Source organism: Yersinia nurmii (assembly GCF_001112925.1).
Classification (GTDB): domain Bacteria; phylum Pseudomonadota; class Gammaproteobacteria; order Enterobacterales; family Enterobacteriaceae; genus Yersinia; species Yersinia nurmii.
On record NZ_CPYD01000001.1, the window covers coordinates 475,974 to 492,100 of the forward strand.

The window sequence follows — 16,127 nt, forward strand, 5'->3', positions numbered from 1 at the left end:
TCCGTTAACGGCATATAACTCGCGCGATGTCCTGCGAGGTTTTCAGCGCGCGAATTTCAGTAAATAGCTCGGTAGCTTCGTCATATTCTTTACGTAAATATCCTAGCCACTGTTTAATTCGGGCTACGTGGTACAGGCCGGTGTCCCCCTGTTTTTCTAGATGAACATATTTTTGCAGCAGCTTCACTACCTCGGGCCAAGGCATTCGGGGTTCATTATATTTCACCACCCGACTCAGGTTCGGCACATTTAACGCTCCGCGCCCTAACATCACCGCGTCACAACCGGTCACTTTGATACATTCCTGCGCGCTGGCGTAATCCCAGATTTCGCCGTTAGCAATAACAGGAATAGTTAGCCTGCGACGGATGTCACCTATCGCCTGCCAGTTAATACGATCGGCCTGATAACCCTCTTCTTTGGTTCGCCCATGAACCGCCAATTCAGTGGCTCCAGCCTGCTGTACTGCATCGGCAATTTCGAACTGACGATCGCCAGAGTCCCAGCCTAAACGAATTTTTACAGTCACCGGTAAATGAGCGGGTACGGCTTCGCGCATCGCTTTAGCCCCTTGATAAATCAGCTCTGGATCTTTCAGTAAAGTTGCCCCACCGCCGCTACCGTTGACCAGCTTTGACGGGCATCCGCAGTTCAGATCCACACCGTAGGAACCGAGTTCGACCGCGCGGGCGGCATTTTCAGCCAACCATTCTGGATATTGGCCTAATAATTGAATACGAACTAATGTGCCAGACGGAGTGCGGCTTTGATGGTGCAATTCAGGACATAAACGATAGAAAGATTTGGCTGGCAGCAACTGATCGACTACCCGTAAAAACTCAGTGATACAGAGATCGTAATCATTCACTTCGCTTAATAATTCGCGAACCAGTGAATCCAGAACGCCTTCCATCGGTGCCAAAAGTACCCGCATGACCTGATTACCTGCCTGCTGAAAAATAAGGTGGGAATATCCGCATCACGATACCCCTAAAAAAGACCGGCAATGATACGAGCGAACCTTGCGGCAAGACAAGAAATAACGCGCATTTAACCCGGAACAACCGAATTTTGGACAAAAAAAACCGCTCGGCTAAGAGCGGTTTTTCCTAAACTAGAACGATTTACTCGCCCGGCTTACGGCTGCGCGGACGTGATGACGGTGGCGCTGAACGGCGCTGACCATCACCCTGACTGCGAGGTTTGCTGCTGTTGCCGCGGCTATCACCACGGCCGGCACCTGCACCGCCCTGTGAGCGGTTTGCACTGCCACGGCCCATACCAGGACGGGAAGCACCGCGTCCCTGACGACCGTTTTGGATCGGCTCAGCTCTGATACTTGGATCTGGCTCGTAGCCCTCGAGTGCGATGCGTGGAATTTCACGTTTCAGCAGACGCTCGATATCACGCAGCAGTTTATGCTCATCGACACAAACCAGAGAGATCGCTTCACCGGTACGTTCCGCACGGCCTGTACGACCAATACGGTGAACGTAGTCTTCCGGTACGTTTGGCAGCTCATAGTTAACAACATGCGGTAACTGATCGATATCAAGACCACGAGCGGCGATATCAGTCGCTACCAGTACGCGGATTTTACCGTCTTTAAAGTCGGCCAGCGCACGAGTACGAGCCCCCTGACTCTTATTACCATGAATAGCTGCGGCAGTGATGCCGTCTTTATTCAATTGTTCTGCTAAATGGTTAGCGCCGTGTTTGGTACGGGTGAACACCAATACCTGCTGCCAATCCTGGCTACCAATCATCTGAGAAAGCAGTTCCCGCTTGCGGTTTTTATCCACAAAATGAACGCTTTGGGTGATTTGCTCAGAAGCAGTGTTACGACGAGCCACTTCAACGGAAGCGGGGTTGTGCAGCAATTTACTGGCCAGCCCTTTGATTTCGTCGGAGAAGGTCGCAGAGAACAACAGGTTCTGGCGTTTTGCTGGCAATTTAGCCAACACGCGACGGATATCGTGAATAAAGCCCATATCCAGCATACGGTCGGCTTCATCCAGCACCAAAATTTCGATTTTAGACAAATCAACCGCGTTCTGATGTTCCAGATCCAGTAAACGGCCCGGAGTAGCGACCAGAATATCGACGCCTCCGCGCAACTTCATCATCTGCGGGTTAATGCTCACACCACCAAAGACCACCAGCGAACGTAATTTAAGGTACTTGCTGTACTGCTCGACGTTTTCGCCGATTTGTGCAGCCAGTTCACGCGTTGGGGTCAAAATCAGGGCACGTACCGGACGGCGGCCTTTTATCGGCTGCGCGGTATCATTCAGCATTTGCAACAGCGGCAAGGTGAAACCAGCGGTTTTACCAGTACCGGTTTGAGCGCTGGCCATTAAATCACGGCCTTGCAGCACTACAGGGATCGCCTGACGCTGAATTGGCGTCGGCACGAGGTAGCCCTGCTCTTCAATTGCACGCAGGATATCGGCGTTTAAGCCGAGAGTATCAAATGACATATTACGAGAAACTCCAGATCTTCCCCATCCTAACAATTCAGTCAGGTGCAGTTTCAAGGGAAGATGATCAGACGAGGTATTAAATGAGGCTTTACCACGAGGATTGGCACAAACTGCAGTGCACCATTGAGGCGGATTATATCAGATTTTTGTGAAAAAATGAGATATTTAAACAACCAGATGAATTTATAGGTAAATACTGTAGAAAAATTGCCTTACGCCAGTCAAAAATCCTTTCCTTTTCCCTATCTTTACAGACCCATACTTATGGCCTAAAGTTAATCATATGATTGATTAATTTATTTCCAGCCTAACTATAAGGTTTAAGCATAAATTTATTCTATCCATAATGGAGCCTTTATCATGCCCAATTCCAACGTTCCGGTGACGTTGCGCGGTGAACAGGCGCGGCAACAGTTGCTGCGTGCCGCCACCGAGTTATTTGGGGAATTGGGTTTGAAAGGAGCGACCACTCGCGATATTGCCCAGCGCGCAGACCAAAATATTGCTGCTATTACCTATTATTTTGGTTCCAAAGAAAAACTCTATCTGGCCGTAGCGCAGCAGATTGCGGATTTTATTCGTCAGGCTTTCGTGCCGCTGGCGACCGAAATTGACCAATTTTTGCAAACGCCACCATCCGAGCAATGCACTGAACGACAGCTACATTATGTTCGACAGGGCCTGCTGCAATTCAGCCATTTAATGACTCAGCCGGAAACCATCAATTTGAGCAAAATTATGGCTCGGGAACAGCTTTCCCCTACCGAAGCCTATCCGTTGATTCATCAACAGGCGATTGCCCCACTACACCATAAACTTAATCTATTGTTGGCGAATTACATTGGTGCTGACGCTCTTGCTACCAAAACCATCATTCATACCCATGCATTATTGGGCGAAGTATTGGCATTTCGCATGGCGCGGGAAACCATACGCTATCAGGCGGGTTGGAACGACATTGGCGATGCAGAAAATAAACTAATCAATCAAGTACTTATCGAACATATCGACCTTCTTCTCAACGGGCTGCGGCATCAGGCGGCGCAGCAATAACTACATGTTTGCAGGTAGGGAATGTTATGAATCGCAAGAGTATTGCAGTGATAGTCGTCGTTATCGCCGTCATTGCGGCGGCAATATATGGATGGAGCTACTATCGCCAGCAGCAAGATGGAACGCTCACTCTGTATGGCAACGTAGATATTCGCACGGTGAATCTGGGCTTCCGCGTTGGTGGACGTTTGGCCTCACTGGATGTCGATGAAGGCGATAAAATCCAGCCAGGACAACGTCTTGGTCAATTGGATGACGGCCCGTATAACAATGCGTTAAATCAGGCGAAGGCTAATCTTGCCAGCGCACAGGCGCAGCTCGCGCTATTGAAAGCCGGTTATCGGGCAGAGGAAATCGCACAGGTAAAATCCGAAGTGGCGCAGAAGCTGGCAGCCTTTAACTACGCCGATAGCTACTTAAAACGTCAGCAGGGTTTGTGGTCAAGTAAAGCCACCTCCGCCAACGAGCTGGAAGATGCGCGCACCTCACGCAATCAGGCACAGGCTGCGCTGCAAGCGGCCAAAGATAAACTGGCCCAGTTCCTGAGCGGCAATCGCCCGCAAGAAATTGCTCAGGCTGAAGCCAATGTCGCACAAGCGGAAGCTGAATTGGCGCAGGCTCAATTAAACTTGCATGACACCACGCTAACCTCACCTTCTGCTGGGACTATTTTGACCCGAGCCGTCGAACCAGGCACCATTTTGTCTGCTAGTAACACCGTATTCACTCTGTCGTTGACCACACCGGTCTGGATTCGCGCCTATGTGGATGAGCGCCATTTAGGCCAGGCTGTACCGGGCACCGAAATCGAAGTGTATACCGACAGTCGCCCCAATAAGCCGTATCACGGTAAGATCGGTTTCGTTTCTCCGACCGCGGAATTTACCCCGAAAACCGTTGAAACGCCTGATTTACGTACCGATCTGGTCTATCGCCTGCGCATTATTGTTACTGATGCCGATGAGGAATTGCGTCAGGGAATGCCGGTGACCATTCGCTTCTCACAACCTTAATCGAGAGGCATTGTCATGACTGAAGTACAGCATTTGATTACTCTGGATGGGGTAGCGAAAACCTTCCCCGGACTGGATCATCCGGCCGTCGCCAGTTTAACCACGGAAATACGCAGCGGTGCAGTTACCGGGCTGGTTGGCCCGGATGGCGCAGGGAAAACCACACTGCTGAGAATGCTCGCCGGGCTGTTAAAACCCAGCAGCGGCCAGCTTTCAGTGGTAGGTCTAGACCCAATTAAAAACGATCGCCAGTTGCATTCCATTCTTGGTTATATGCCGCAAAAATTCGGGTTATACGAAGATTTGACGGTAATGGAGAATCTGACGCTGTACGCCGACCTGCGCGGTGTCACCGGTGAGCAGCGACGTCAGACTTTCGAGCGTCTGCTCAGCTTTACCGATCTGACACGCTTTACGGGCCGATTAGCCGGGAAACTGTCCGGCGGGATGAAACAAAAACTCGGCTTAGCCTGCACTTTGGTCGGCCAACCTCAGGTTTTACTGCTGGATGAACCGGGCGTGGGGGTTGATCCCATTTCCCGACGAGAGCTCTGGCGTATGGTGCACGAACTGGCCAGTGACGGCATGCTGATTCTATGGAGTACCTCCTATCTGGATGAAGCCGAACAGTGCCGCGAGGTGCTGCTGCTTAACGAAGGTAAATTGCTCTACAGCGGTGCGCCTCAGGATCTTACCCTACGCATGAGCGGTCGCACTATTCTGCTGTCGGCGCAAAACGGCACCAACCGAAAACTGCTACAGCGTGCATTGACGCTACCGCTAGTCAGCGACGGAGTGATTCAGGGTAAATATGTCCGTTTGATTCTCAAACCCGATGCCGATCGCCAACAGCTATTGCAGCAGTTAAACCAGCCAACCACTGAGATTCAAGAGGCCGAACCGCGCTTTGAAGATGCTTTTATCGATCTGCTCGGCGGTGGCCCAGAAAGTGAATCCGCTTTAGCGAAAATTATGCCGACGGTCAGCGGCGTTCATGCTGAAACCGTGATTGAAGCTCAGGGACTGACGAAAAAATTTGGCGATTTTGCCGCAACCGACCACGTTGATTTTCAAGTCAAACGCGGTGAGATCTTTGGGTTGCTCGGCCCTAACGGGGCGGGGAAATCTACAACATTTAAAATGATGTGTGGCCTATTGGTTCCCAGCGAAGGTAAAGCGCTGGTTCTGGGTATGGATTTGAAAACCAGTTCAGGCAAGGCACGCCAGCATTTGGGCTATATGGCACAAAAATTCTCGCTGTATGGCAACCTGACGGTAGCGCAGAATCTGAAGTTTTTCTCCGGTGTTTATGGCCTGCAAGGTAAGGTACAGCGGGATAAAATCCGCGATATGACCGAAGCCTTTAATTTTACGCCGATTATCAATCAAACGCCGGATTCTCTGCCGCTAGGGTTTAAACAGCGTTTGGCACTGGCTTGCGCACTGATGCATGAGCCAGACATTCTATTTCTGGACGAACCCACGTCCGGGGTCGACCCTTTGACTCGCCGTGAATTCTGGCTACATATCAATGGGATGGTTGATAAAGGCGTCACCGTCATGGTCACCACGCACTTTATGGATGAAGCAGAATATTGCGATCGTATCGGTCTGGTTTATCGTGGGAAAATCATCGCCGCCGGAACGCCCGATGAGCTGAAACAGCAGGTCGCCAGCGACGATAACCCTAATCCTTCAATGGAACAGGCATTTATCGAGTTAGTACAAAACTACGATAAGGAGCAGAGACATGTCTGAGCACACTGCCGCTCCGGTAGATAACAGCGAAACCTATCAGGACACCGGTTTTTCCTGGCGACGCCTACGAGCGTTGTGCCGCAAAGAGACTCGACAAATTTTACGCGATCCCAGTAGCGGCCTGATCGCTTTTGTCATCCCGATAATGCTGCTGTTTATATTCGGTTACGGTATCAATCTGGATTCCAGCAAACTGCATGTAGGCATTTTAATGGAGCAGCAAAGCAAACCGGCACAAGATCTGGCCAACGCCTTTACTGGCTCGCCTTACATTGCCGCCCAAATCAGCGATAACCGTCAGGCGCTGATTCAGGCAATGCAAGCGGGGAAAATTCGCGGACTGATCGTTATTCCCAATGATTTTGCCCAACGGCTGGATCGTCCATTAGATACGTCTCCAATTCAGGTGATTACCGACGGTAGCGAACCTAATACGGCCAACTTTGTGCAGGGGTATGCGCAGGGGATCTGGCAAATCTGGCAGCAACAACAGTCGCAAAATCTGGGGCAAACCAACGAGCCGCTGATTGAAGTACAGTTACGCTATTGGTTTAACCCAGCGGCAATTAGCCGGCACTTTATTATTCCCGGTGCGATTACCATTATTATGACGGTAATCGGGGCTATTTTGACCTCGCTAGTGATTGCCCGCGAATGGGAGCGCGGAACCATGGAAGCCCTACTTTCCACGCAGGTTACGCGCAGCGAGCTATTGCTTTCCAAGCTTATTCCTTACTACTTTCTCGGTATGATCGCCATGGTGCTGTGTATGGCGGTCTCGGTATTTATCCTCGGCGTGCCTTATCGCGGCTCTCTGTGGATTTTATTTGTCATGACCAGTCTGTTTCTAGCCAGCACTTTAGGCATGGGGCTGCTGATTTCTACCGTAACTCGCAATCAGTTTAACGCCGCGATGGTGGCGCTGAATGCGGCATTTCTGCCGTCAATTATGTTGTCCGGTTTTATTTTTGAGATCGACAGTATGCCTGCGGTAGTACGAGCCGTGACTTATATCATCCCCGCTCGTTATTTCGTCAGCAGCCTACAAACCCTGTTTTTAGCCGGAAATATCGGCACAGTGCTGTGGATTAACCTGTTATTCCTGATCGCTTCGGCCATTGTGTTTATCGGCCTAACGGCGTGGAAAACCCAACGCCGGCTGGACTGAGCAAGGAGCTATGATGTTTCATCGTCTTTATACTTTGATTATCAAAGAATTACAGTCTCTGCTACGGGAGCCGCAAACCCGGGCAATATTGATTCTGCCGGTTATTTTACAGGTGGTACTGTTCCCCTATGCCGCCACGCTGGAAGTGACGAATGCTACCATCGCAATTTATAGCGAAGACAGCGGGAAAGCATCGATTGAACTGACACAGCGTTTCGCCAAGGCCAAGGCATTCTCTAACGTTTTGCTACTCCATAGCCCGCAGGAAATCCGGCCAACGATTGATAACCAGCGCGCGCTACTACTGATCCGTTTTCCCGAGCAGTTCAGCGCAGATTTAGCCAACGGACACACCACGCCATTGCAGTTAATTCTGGACGGGCGTAACTCCAACAGTGCCCAGATAGCGGCCAATTATATTCAGCAAATTATTCAAAATTATCAGGAAGAGCTGACACAGGGACAGATAAAACCGAATAACAGCGAATTGGTAGTACGAAATTGGTATAACCCGAATCTGGATTATAAATGGTTTGTGGTTCCTTCATTGATTGCGATGATTACCACCATCGGCGTACTGATAGTGACTTCGCTATCGGTTGCACGTGAGCGGGAACAGGGAACGCTAGATCAGCTGTTGGTATCGCCGCTTACCACCTGGCAGATATTTATCGGTAAAGCGGTGCCAGCGCTGATTGTCGCGACTTTTCAGGCCTCAATTGTGCTATTTATCGGCATCTTCTTCTATCAAATCCCCTTTGCCGGTTCGCTGGCGCTATTCTACGGCACCATGCTGATTTACGGGCTGTCGCTGGTCGGGTTTGGTCTGTTGATCTCGTCGCTGTGCTCAACTCAACAGCAGGCATTTATCGGGGTATTCGTGTTTATGATGCCCGCCATACTGCTTTCCGGCTATGTATCGCCGGTGGAAAATATGCCTGTGTGGCTACAAAACATCACCTGGATTAATCCTATTCGCCATTTTACTGATATCACCAAACAAATTTACCTGAAGGATGCCAGCTTCGATATTATCTGGCACAGCCTGTGGCCATTATTGGTGATTACCGCGACGACGGGTAGCGCCGCCTACGGGATGTTCAGACGTAAAATTGCCTGATGGGCAAGATGTGGCTATTGAAATGAGTGTGAAAACGAGTGGAGCTATTCTGATTTACTATTTTATAGATAACATTAATCATCAGAACAAATATTGCCGCCGTGATTGTCATTCAAATTATAGGTAAAAGAAAGGCCACCTCAAAAGGTGGCCTTTTTGTCTTTCAATCACAGCGTTACGTATAACGGGTCTTGACGCTGCCTTCCATCACCCTAATTAACGACGGTTGCCGAAAATACGCAGTAACATCAGGAACAGGTTGATGAAATCAAGATACAGGGTCAACGCACCAACGATGGCATATTTACGGAAACCATCTTTATCGTTAGCATCCAACTGAGCGCCCATATTTTTCAATTTCTGCGTGTCGTAAGCGGTTAAGCCAACGAACACCACAACACCGATGTAAGTCACAGCCCACATCAACGCATCGCTTTTCAGCCAGATGTTAACCAGTGAGGCCAACACGATACCGATCAGACCCATAAACAGCATGCTGCCCATGCCGCTTAAATCACGTTTTGTGGTGTAACCGAAAATGCTCATGGCACCAAACATCCCGGCACAAATAATAAATGTGCTCGCAATAGAAGCGCCGGTATACATAATCAAAATGCTGGAAAGCGTTAAACCGGTTAGCGCTGAATACAGCATAAACAGGCTGGTGGCCATGGCGCCGCTCAGGCGGTTAACCATACCGGAAATAACAAATACCAGACCAAGCTGAGCAATGATCAAGCCAAAGAACGTAATCTGGCTAGAGAAAACAAAGTTGAGGATAGCCGGCGTATTCGCCGCATACCAGGCCACAAAGGCGGTTAATAACAGACCACAGGTCATCCAGCCGTATACCTGCGCCATATATGCCTGAATGCCTGTGTTAGCACGTTCGACAATCGAACCATTAGAGCGTGGATAGCGATCCATGGTAGTTACCTTCTGCATATGAACAATGATACAGGCCATCCTTGACGGCCCACCTGACTCTAAGATTACCACAAAACAGCCAACACCCTGGGAGTTAAAATAGGCATTTTAGGGCATTCTTTACATGAGTTTACCAGCGTTTGGCCGCTTCATGGTCCGTATCGCGAGATTCGACCCAGCGCTCACCCGCTGGAGTCGCTTCGCGCTTCCAGAAAGGTGCGCGAGTCTTCAGGTAATCCATGATGAATTCAGCTGATTCAAAGGCCATACCACGGTGAGCACTGGTCACACCAACAAACACAATTTCCTCGCCAGGATACAGCGGTCCCACTCGGTGAATCACCGAAACTCGCTGCAACGGCCAGCGCTCACGGGCTTCGGCGATAATGTCTCCCAACGCTTTTTCCGTCATCCCCGGATAGTGCTCTAGCGTCAACGCGCTAACATTATCGCCCAAATTATGGTTACGCACTTTACCGGTGAAAGTCACGACGGCACCGTCTTCGTCACACTGAGCCAGCCACTGATATTCATCACCGACGTGAAATGGCTCGGCGCCGACGCGAATGCGAGTATTTTTCATCATCAGCCTCCGGTCACCGGCGGGAAGAAGGCCACCTCATCTCCGGCTGACAGCGGATGATCCCGGCTGACCAGCGATTGATTCACCGCCGTGAGTAATTTTCCTGCATCCAAAGCCAGCTGCCAGCGATCGCCACGCTGACACAAAGCCTGGCGCAACGCCTCCACCGTAGGATATTCCGCCGCCAGCTGTAAACGCTCGATGCCGAGCAACTCTCGCACCTGCGCAAAAAAGAGAATTTGAATCATGCCGTTACCTCGAAATCACCAGATTTCCCGCCGCTTTTCGCCAGCAGACGCACAGGGCCGATAATCATGTCTTTTTGCACCGCTTTACACATATCGTAAATGGTTAATGCGGCGACCGAAGCGGCCGTCAGCGCTTCCATTTCTACGCCGGTTTTACCAGTCAAACGACAGCAAGACTCGATTCGGACCCGATTGTGCTCTGGCTGAGCCTGCAGATTGACTTCCACCTTACTCAGCATCAATGGATGACACAGGGGAATCAATTCCCAGGTTCGCTTCGCCGCCTGAATACCGGCAATACGCGCCGTGGCGAACACATCACCTTTATGGTGGCTACCATCAATGATCATCGCCAGCGTCGTGGCCTGCATTTCTACAAACGCTTCAGCGCGGGCTTCACGCACGGTTTCGGCTTTGGCAGAAACATCCACCATATGGGCTTCACCGGCGGCGTTAATATGAGTTAATTGGGTCATAAATACTCCTGATATAGCGCAATGCGCCAACGCGTTAACCGCCAATAAAAGAGAGATTCTGCGTGATACCGCTGTTGCCTTGATGCAGAAAATGAGTCTGTTTTTTGGTTTGCAGCGCACGTTGAATGCGTTCTTTCAGTTCGTCCTGTTGCAGATCGCCGGATAATAAATCCCGCAGAGGAATCCCCTGCTCGCCGAACAAACATAAATGGAGATTCCCGATGGCCGATACGCGCAGGCGGTTACAGCTGGCACAGAAATCTTTTTCATACGGCATAATCAAGCCGACCTCACCCTGATATTCCGGGTGACGAAAAACCTGCGCCGGGCCGTCACTACGTGCCCGCTCTTGCTGTACCCAGCCTTGCGCCAGTAGCTGCTGGCGAATCACGCCGCCGGAAACATGGTGTTGACGGAACAGTTCGCTCCCTTCACCGGTTTCCATCAGTTCGATAAAACGCAGTTGAATCGGGCGCGGTTTGATCCAGTCCAGAAAGGCTTTCAGGCTGCGATCGTTGACATCACGCATCAATACCGCGTTGATTTTGACTTTCTCAAAACCAACTTCAAAGGCTTTATCAATACCCTGCATGACTTGATGAAATTTATCCTGCCCGGTAATCGCATGAAATTGGCGCGGATCGAGACTATCGACACTAATGTTGATAGCGCTCAGCCCTGCATTGCGCCACTCCGCTACGTCGCGAGCCAGACGATAACCATTGGTAGTCACCGCCAGCGTGCGGATCGCCGGATTTTCGCGAATAGCAGCAATGATGTCGGTAAAATCGCGTCGCATGGAAGGTTCACCGCCGGTCAGACGGATTTTTTCCGTCCCCAATTCGGCAAAAGCACGGCTGACGCGCCGAATTTCATCCAGCGTCAGAAAGCTTTTCACCCCATTGGGTTGATAACCATCGGGCAAACAGTAGGTGCAACGAAAATTGCACACGTCAGTAATCGATAGGCGCAGGTAATAGAACTTGCGCGCAAAAGCGTCAGTCAGTTGCGGTACCATAACACCTTTCCAAATACGGGAGATGCAGGCATTTCTACCTCGCACCCTGGTGGCTCAATGCCACGGCCAGAGCATCATATTGCGTGAGCAACGTAGACACAGAGGCTAGGAGTTTGATTTCAGCGACGGCCCAAAGACCGTCAGGAGAAACCGTGGTTTTCCTAAGGATTCTAGCGCTAAAACGCCGGGATAGCCAATCGGGTCTTTACGCTATATATTTTTATATACAACGACTTAGCAGACCATAAAACGAGGATTGAAGGCTAAATCATTCGCGGGATAAATTCTTGTCCGATATCACGGAAACTGCGGCTTTTATCGCGTTTTTGCCATAAATCCGTTAACTTATGGCAAATTTTTATGCCTTTGGTTGATAAATAAACCGGGTTTGGGCAAACGATAGGAAACTTATGCGAAATCGCACATTAGCCGATCTGGATCGAGTCGTTGCACTCGGTGGTGGTCACGGTTTAGGCCGGGTTATGTCAGCCCTTTCTCCATTAGGTTCGCGCCTGACAGGTATCGTCACTACCACCGATAACGGTGGTTCTACGGGTCGAATTCGCCGCTCTGAAGGCGGTATCGCCTGGGGTGATACCCGAAATTGCCTGAACCAGTTGATTACGGAACCCAGCGTTGCCTCGGCCATGTTTGAGTACCGTTTTAGCGGTAATGGTGAATTATCCGGTCATAATCTCGGAAACCTGATGTTAAAGGCACTGGATCACTTGAGCGTCAGGCCGATGGAAGCCATCAATCTGCTGCGCAGCCTGCTAAAAGTGGATGCCTGGCTGATTCCGATGTCCGAGCATCCGGTGGATTTACAGGCGTTGGATCACGAAGGGCACCCGGTTTACGGCGAGGTCAATATTGACCAATTGACCCATATGCCACAGGAAATGACGCTGTCTCCCCACGTTAGCGCTACGCGAGAAGCCATTGAAGCCATTAGTCAGGCCGATTTGATTTTGATCGGCCCTGGTAGCTTTTTAACCAGCCTGATGCCGTTGTTGTTGTTGGATGATTTAACTCAGGCGTTGCGCCGTAGCTCCGCCAGCATGATTTACATTGGTAATCTTGGTAAGGAACTCAGCGTGGCCGCCGCCGCTCTGACGTTACAGGACAAGCTGGCGATGATGGAAAGCAAAATCGGCCGTAAAATGATTGATGCGGTTGTGGTTAGCCCAACGGTTGACACTAGCGGAGTGCAAGATCGCATCGTGACTCAGCAGCCGCTGGAAGCTAAGGATATTCCTTATCGCCACGATCGAGAACTACTGCGTCAGGCATTGGAGCAAACGCTGCAAAAACTCGGTTAAACCTCTGAAGCCCGGTATTTACCGGGCTTATGTCCGACGAAACACGCTGGATCAGTTAAACAACGGCATTAATATATCCCGAGCCTTCCCCTCAAAATCCAACTTATCTACATGTATCGGCAACTGATAAAGCTGCGTCAGATTCTTATCCGTTACCACCTGCCGCGTTGGGCCAAAAGCGACTCCCTTCGTTTGCTCTGTAGCCTTCGGGTCTTGCCCGTCAGCCTGCGGATAAAGCAGCAAAACCCGATCGGCAATATGCAGCGCGTGTAGCGGAGAATGGGTAGTAAACACCACCGTCATCCCCAAACGGGCGGATAAATCCCGCAGCCCGCTGAGCACTTTATCCTGATTGGACAGATCCAGCGCCGAAGCAGGCTCATCCAGAATCAGAATCTCAGGCTCGCTGGCCAACGCACGAGCGATACTCACCAACTGCCGCTCGCCTCCGCTTAGTTGATTCACCGGTTTATCCGCCAACGGCGATAGCCCGAAGCAATCCAGACACCGCTGAGTCACTTCGCTATCGCGCCGGTTTGGCGTGGTAAACCAGCCCATGTGTCGCACTCGCCCCAGCATCACCATAGTGCTGACACTATAAGGAAAAACCGCATTTTCCTGCTGCGGGACATAGCCAATATTCGCGGCAACGGAAACCAGGCCCGAAGTGGGCTTGATCGCGCCCATTATCAGGCGTAAAAGCGTAGTTTTCCCTCGTCCATTTGCACCCAAAATAGCGGTTACGCTGCCCTTCTCTATCTGGAGGGACAGTCGTTCAAACAGCGTTTTTTCTCCTCGGATTAACGTCAACCGTTCAATATTAATCATGAGTCCATCCTTTCTGCTGAGTTTGCCGCAGCAGCCAGACAAACACCGGCGCGCCTACCAAGGCGGTAATGATACCTAAGGGAATTTCTGCACTACTCACGCTACGGGAAAGCGTATCGATCGCAATCATATAGATTGCGCCAATGATTGCGGAGGCAGGTAGCAACTGGCGATGATCTGGACCAGCCAGCATTCTGGCAATGTGCGGTACAACTAATCCGACCCAACCAATAGTGCCAGCCACTGCAACGGTGGCAGAAGTAATCAGCGAGACACAAATCAACACTAGCCAACGCACTTTTTCAACCGGCACACCCAGCGCAGCGGCATTTTCATCCCCCAGCGATAGCACATTAATACGGAATCGCAGAGCATACAGCAGCGCTAAACCGCAAAGTACCGGTAACGTCGCCAAGGCTAGCTTGTGGTATGTCACGGTGGCAAAGCTTCCCATCAACCAGAAAACAATCGCCGGCAAGGTATTATTCGGATCGGCAAAATAGGTTACTAAAGAAATTAACGCGGCGAAAAAAGCGCTAATCACCACACCGGCCAGAATCAGCATCAAAATACTGGAGGCTCCGCCGCTACGGCTAAGAAAATAAACCAGTAAAATAGCTAAAAAGCCGCCAATGAAAGCCAGGCTTGAAATCATTATCAGTGAGGAAAATAAAACTATTCCTAATACGCCACCTAAAGCCGCGCCGGAGGATACGCCGATAATTTGCGGCCCTACCAACGGGTTACGAAATATCCCCTGAAGCGCGGCTCCGGCAACCGACAAACCCGCGCCGGTCAGCAACGCAATTAGCATTCTTGGCAAACGGATAAACTCCACCACTCGTTGCTCAATAGGTGTCCATTGAACAAACGCCGCCAAACTTTCTGTTGGAATAAAGGATGATGCCAGAATAGCGAGGACTTTCCCGGCAGATAACGGGTAACGTCCAGAGCACAATGCAAGCAACATAATGGCCAGCAATAAACTCAGAGTGATTATCCAGAAGCCTTGATTTCTTACACATCTATGGCTGGCAATCTTCATTTTCTGTCCTTGAACCGTTGGCTATATTCTTTCGTTGCGTTATTGGCGTCCATTTGCAGAATGCTGTCCAACTCCTTATCCGTAGGCTGATAGCTATAGAGAAAATCATACTGGCGAACAATTTCCGAACGCAGCGGCCAGTTAATCTTATCGGGATAGAACACCATGGAAAGCCACTGCCAATACAGTGGAGTTTCCTGATTAGGTGCATCCCAGATAAAACCGCCGATAGGAATTTTATAGACGCGCTTATTTTTCACCGCAGCCACTTCCGCTAAGGCGGGGCTTTGATAAACATGCCGAGGGAGAAGCCCTGACTCAAAGTTACCCAATAAAATAACGTCTGGATTCCACACCATGATTTGTTCAAGATTAATGGTGCGAGCGCCGCCAAAATCCGCAGTAATACTCATCCCACCTGCGCGCTGAATATCGCTGTTAGTGTGGGAGGTTTTACCGATAGTGTGTATTTCCGAAAGAAAGCGCGACAGATAAAGCACTCTGACTTTTTGTTGCTGCGGAATTTGCGCCGCTTTTAGTGCCACTTCGGTCAACGTTCTCTGACGCCAAGCTATCATTTGCTGCGCCCTTTCATTCTGACCAATGGAGCGTCCCATCAGCGTTATCCACTGCTGCATCCGGCTATCGTCGTGATACGGATACAAAATCAACGCCACTTTTAGCCCCGCCTGCTCAATAGGCGTGACAATATCATCGCCTAAATGCCCCCATTGCCAGACTAAATCAGGCTGCGCGGCCAGTAAGGTTTCAATATTGGGAGTAAAACCCGGCCCAACGGTATCACTGGGTAAAAGATCGATTTCAGGAAACATGCGGCTCAGCATCCCTTCCTGCGCAGCAACTTTGGCAAAAGGATGAATACCGGCCAGACGCTGGGTGCTACGGTCAAGGCTGACTAGCAATGACGCCGCCGGTATAGGAATAACCACCGCACGTTTGACCGGTTCAGGTAAACTAACCGCACGTTGGTTCATATCAATAAAACTATTACTTTTAGATAAACAAATTGTCGGAAACCATAAAAATCCGACTAGAATGAAAAAACTGTATAACTGCAATTTTATATT

The 16,127-nt window shown here is 50.2% G+C and carries 16 protein-coding genes and 1 riboswitch; of the genes, 6 read left to right on the forward strand and 10 right to left on the reverse strand.

All coding sequences use genetic code 11. The features are described 5' to 3' along the window. Positions 1-4 precede the first annotated feature (4 nt). A complete protein-coding gene (dusC, locus tag AD970_RS02100; protein ID WP_049596670.1) occupies positions 5-934 on the reverse strand; it encodes a tRNA dihydrouridine(16) synthase DusC in 930 nt (309 codons plus the stop codon). A gap of 190 nt (positions 935-1,124) precedes the next feature. Beyond that, on the reverse strand, positions 1,125-2,480 hold the full coding sequence (gene rhlE / locus AD970_RS02105; protein ID WP_049596671.1) for an ATP-dependent RNA helicase RhlE: 1,356 nt from the start codon (positions 2,478-2,480) through the stop codon (positions 1,125-1,127). A 363-nt stretch (positions 2,481-2,843) separates the two neighbouring features. Between rhlE and cecR the strand changes: the two genes are divergently transcribed. The 5 genes from cecR to AD970_RS02130 are packed head-to-tail and all read left to right on the forward strand — an operon-like array spanning position 2,844 to position 8,595. Further along, on the forward strand, positions 2,844-3,536 hold the full coding sequence (gene cecR, locus AD970_RS02110) for a transcriptional regulator CecR (protein WP_049596672.1): 693 nt from the start codon (positions 2,844-2,846) through the stop codon (positions 3,534-3,536). Between the two features lie 26 nt (positions 3,537-3,562). Beyond that, on the forward strand, positions 3,563-4,549 hold the full coding sequence (gene hlyD, locus AD970_RS02115; RefSeq protein WP_049596673.1) for a secretion protein HlyD: 987 nt from the start codon (positions 3,563-3,565) through the stop codon (positions 4,547-4,549). Positions 4,550-4,564: 15 nt separating this feature from the next. After that, positions 4,565-6,307, forward strand: coding sequence for an ATP-binding cassette domain-containing protein (locus AD970_RS02120; RefSeq protein WP_049596674.1), 1,743 nt, complete (start codon positions 4,565-4,567; stop codon positions 6,305-6,307). Continuing rightward, positions 6,300-7,475, forward strand: a complete 1,176-nt coding sequence (locus AD970_RS02125) for an ABC transporter permease (RefSeq protein WP_049596675.1) — start codon at positions 6,300-6,302, stop codon at positions 7,473-7,475. Before AD970_RS02120 ends, AD970_RS02125 begins: the two co-directional genes overlap by 8 nt. Before the next feature lie 13 nt (positions 7,476-7,488). Continuing rightward, entirely contained in the window at positions 7,489-8,595 is a 1,107-nt protein-coding gene (locus tag AD970_RS02130; RefSeq protein WP_049596676.1) for an ABC transporter permease, read from the forward strand. 216 nt (positions 8,596-8,811) lie between these two features. Here AD970_RS02130 and AD970_RS02135 read toward each other — a convergent pair whose 3' ends face one another. The 5 genes from AD970_RS02135 to moaA all read right to left on the reverse strand — a co-directional run bounded on the left by AD970_RS02135 (position 8,812) and on the right by moaA (position 11,847). Continuing rightward, complete coding sequence (locus AD970_RS02135) at positions 8,812-9,522, reverse strand: Bax inhibitor-1/YccA family protein (RefSeq protein WP_049596839.1); 711 nt, start codon at positions 9,520-9,522, stop codon at positions 8,812-8,814. A gap of 130 nt (positions 9,523-9,652) precedes the next feature. Then, positions 9,653-10,108 carry a molybdopterin synthase catalytic subunit MoaE gene (moaE, locus tag AD970_RS02140; protein WP_072080583.1) on the reverse strand — a complete coding sequence of 152 codons (456 nt, stop codon included), beginning with the start codon at positions 10,106-10,108 and terminating at the stop codon, positions 9,653-9,655. Then, the gene (gene moaD, locus AD970_RS02145) at positions 10,108-10,353 is read right to left on the reverse strand and encodes a molybdopterin synthase sulfur carrier subunit (RefSeq protein WP_049596678.1); all 246 of its coding nucleotides are present in this window, start codon (positions 10,351-10,353) and stop codon (positions 10,108-10,110) included. Before moaD ends, moaE begins: the two co-directional genes overlap by 1 nt. Next, the gene (gene moaC / locus AD970_RS02150; RefSeq protein ID WP_049596679.1) at positions 10,350-10,829 is read right to left on the reverse strand and encodes a cyclic pyranopterin monophosphate synthase MoaC; all 480 of its coding nucleotides are present in this window, start codon (positions 10,827-10,829) and stop codon (positions 10,350-10,352) included. The genes moaD and moaC overlap by 4 nt, the downstream gene beginning before the upstream one ends. 34 nt (positions 10,830-10,863) lie before the next feature. Next, positions 10,864-11,847, reverse strand: a complete 984-nt coding sequence (gene moaA, locus AD970_RS02155; RefSeq protein ID WP_049596680.1) for a GTP 3',8-cyclase MoaA — start codon at positions 11,845-11,847, stop codon at positions 10,864-10,866. After that, positions 11,834-11,971: riboswitch (molybdenum cofactor riboswitch) on the reverse strand. (Overlaps the previous gene by 14 nt.) Before the next feature lie 286 nt (positions 11,972-12,257). Between moaA and yvcK the strand changes: the two genes are divergently transcribed. Then, positions 12,258-13,166, forward strand: a complete 909-nt coding sequence (yvcK, locus tag AD970_RS02160; protein WP_049596681.1) for a uridine diphosphate-N-acetylglucosamine-binding protein YvcK — start codon at positions 12,258-12,260, stop codon at positions 13,164-13,166. A gap of 51 nt (positions 13,167-13,217) precedes the next feature. Here the strand turns inward: yvcK and AD970_RS02165 are convergent, their stop codons facing one another. From AD970_RS02165 to AD970_RS02175, 3 genes are read right to left on the reverse strand one after another with little or no spacing between them, the layout of a single operon-like run. Next, positions 13,218-13,994, reverse strand: a complete 777-nt coding sequence (locus AD970_RS02165; protein WP_049596682.1) for an ABC transporter ATP-binding protein — start codon at positions 13,992-13,994, stop codon at positions 13,218-13,220. Then, on the reverse strand, positions 13,987-15,039 hold the full coding sequence (locus AD970_RS02170) for a FecCD family ABC transporter permease (protein WP_049596683.1): 1,053 nt from the start codon (positions 15,037-15,039) through the stop codon (positions 13,987-13,989). The genes AD970_RS02165 and AD970_RS02170 overlap by 8 nt, the downstream gene beginning before the upstream one ends. Beyond that, positions 15,036-16,034: an ABC transporter substrate-binding protein gene (locus AD970_RS02175; protein ID WP_157045419.1), complete on the reverse strand. Its 999-nt coding sequence runs from the start codon at positions 16,032-16,034 to the stop codon at positions 15,036-15,038. Before AD970_RS02175 ends, AD970_RS02170 begins: the two co-directional genes overlap by 4 nt. Between the last annotated feature and the right edge of the window lie 93 nt (positions 16,035-16,127).

Excerpts from the sequence above, each read along its gene's own strand:
- dusC (WP_049596670.1), bottom strand. The coding sequence starts at position 934 with ATGCGGGTACTTTTGGCACCGATGGAAGGCGTTCTGGATTCACTGGTT.
- rhlE (WP_049596671.1), bottom strand. The coding sequence starts at position 2,480 with ATGTCATTTGATACTCTCGGCTTAAACGCCGATATCCTGCGTGCAATT.
- cecR (WP_049596672.1), top strand. The coding sequence starts at position 2,844 with ATGCCCAATTCCAACGTTCCGGTGACGTTGCGCGGTGAACAGGCGCGG.
- hlyD (WP_049596673.1), top strand. The coding sequence starts at position 3,563 with ATGAATCGCAAGAGTATTGCAGTGATAGTCGTCGTTATCGCCGTCATT.
- AD970_RS02120 (WP_049596674.1), top strand. The coding sequence starts at position 4,565 with ATGACTGAAGTACAGCATTTGATTACTCTGGATGGGGTAGCGAAAACC.
- AD970_RS02125 (WP_049596675.1), top strand. The coding sequence starts at position 6,300 with ATGTCTGAGCACACTGCCGCTCCGGTAGATAACAGCGAAACCTATCAG.
- AD970_RS02130 (WP_049596676.1), top strand. The coding sequence starts at position 7,489 with ATGTTTCATCGTCTTTATACTTTGATTATCAAAGAATTACAGTCTCTG.
- AD970_RS02135 (WP_049596839.1), bottom strand. The coding sequence starts at position 9,522 with ATGGATCGCTATCCACGCTCTAATGGTTCGATTGTCGAACGTGCTAAC.
- moaE (WP_072080583.1), bottom strand. The coding sequence starts at position 10,108 with ATGATGAAAAATACTCGCATTCGCGTCGGCGCCGAGCCATTTCACGTC.
- moaD (WP_049596678.1), bottom strand. The coding sequence starts at position 10,353 with ATGATTCAAATTCTCTTTTTTGCGCAGGTGCGAGAGTTGCTCGGCATC.
- moaC (WP_049596679.1), bottom strand. The coding sequence starts at position 10,829 with ATGACCCAATTAACTCATATTAACGCCGCCGGTGAAGCCCATATGGTG.
- moaA (WP_049596680.1), bottom strand. The coding sequence starts at position 11,847 with ATGGTACCGCAACTGACTGACGCTTTTGCGCGCAAGTTCTATTACCTG.
- yvcK (WP_049596681.1), top strand. The coding sequence starts at position 12,258 with ATGCGAAATCGCACATTAGCCGATCTGGATCGAGTCGTTGCACTCGGT.
- AD970_RS02165 (WP_049596682.1), bottom strand. The coding sequence starts at position 13,994 with ATGATTAATATTGAACGGTTGACGTTAATCCGAGGAGAAAAAACGCTG.
- AD970_RS02170 (WP_049596683.1), bottom strand. The coding sequence starts at position 15,039 with ATGAAGATTGCCAGCCATAGATGTGTAAGAAATCAAGGCTTCTGGATA.
- AD970_RS02175 (WP_157045419.1), bottom strand. The coding sequence starts at position 16,034 with ATGAACCAACGTGCGGTTAGTTTACCTGAACCGGTCAAACGTGCGGTG.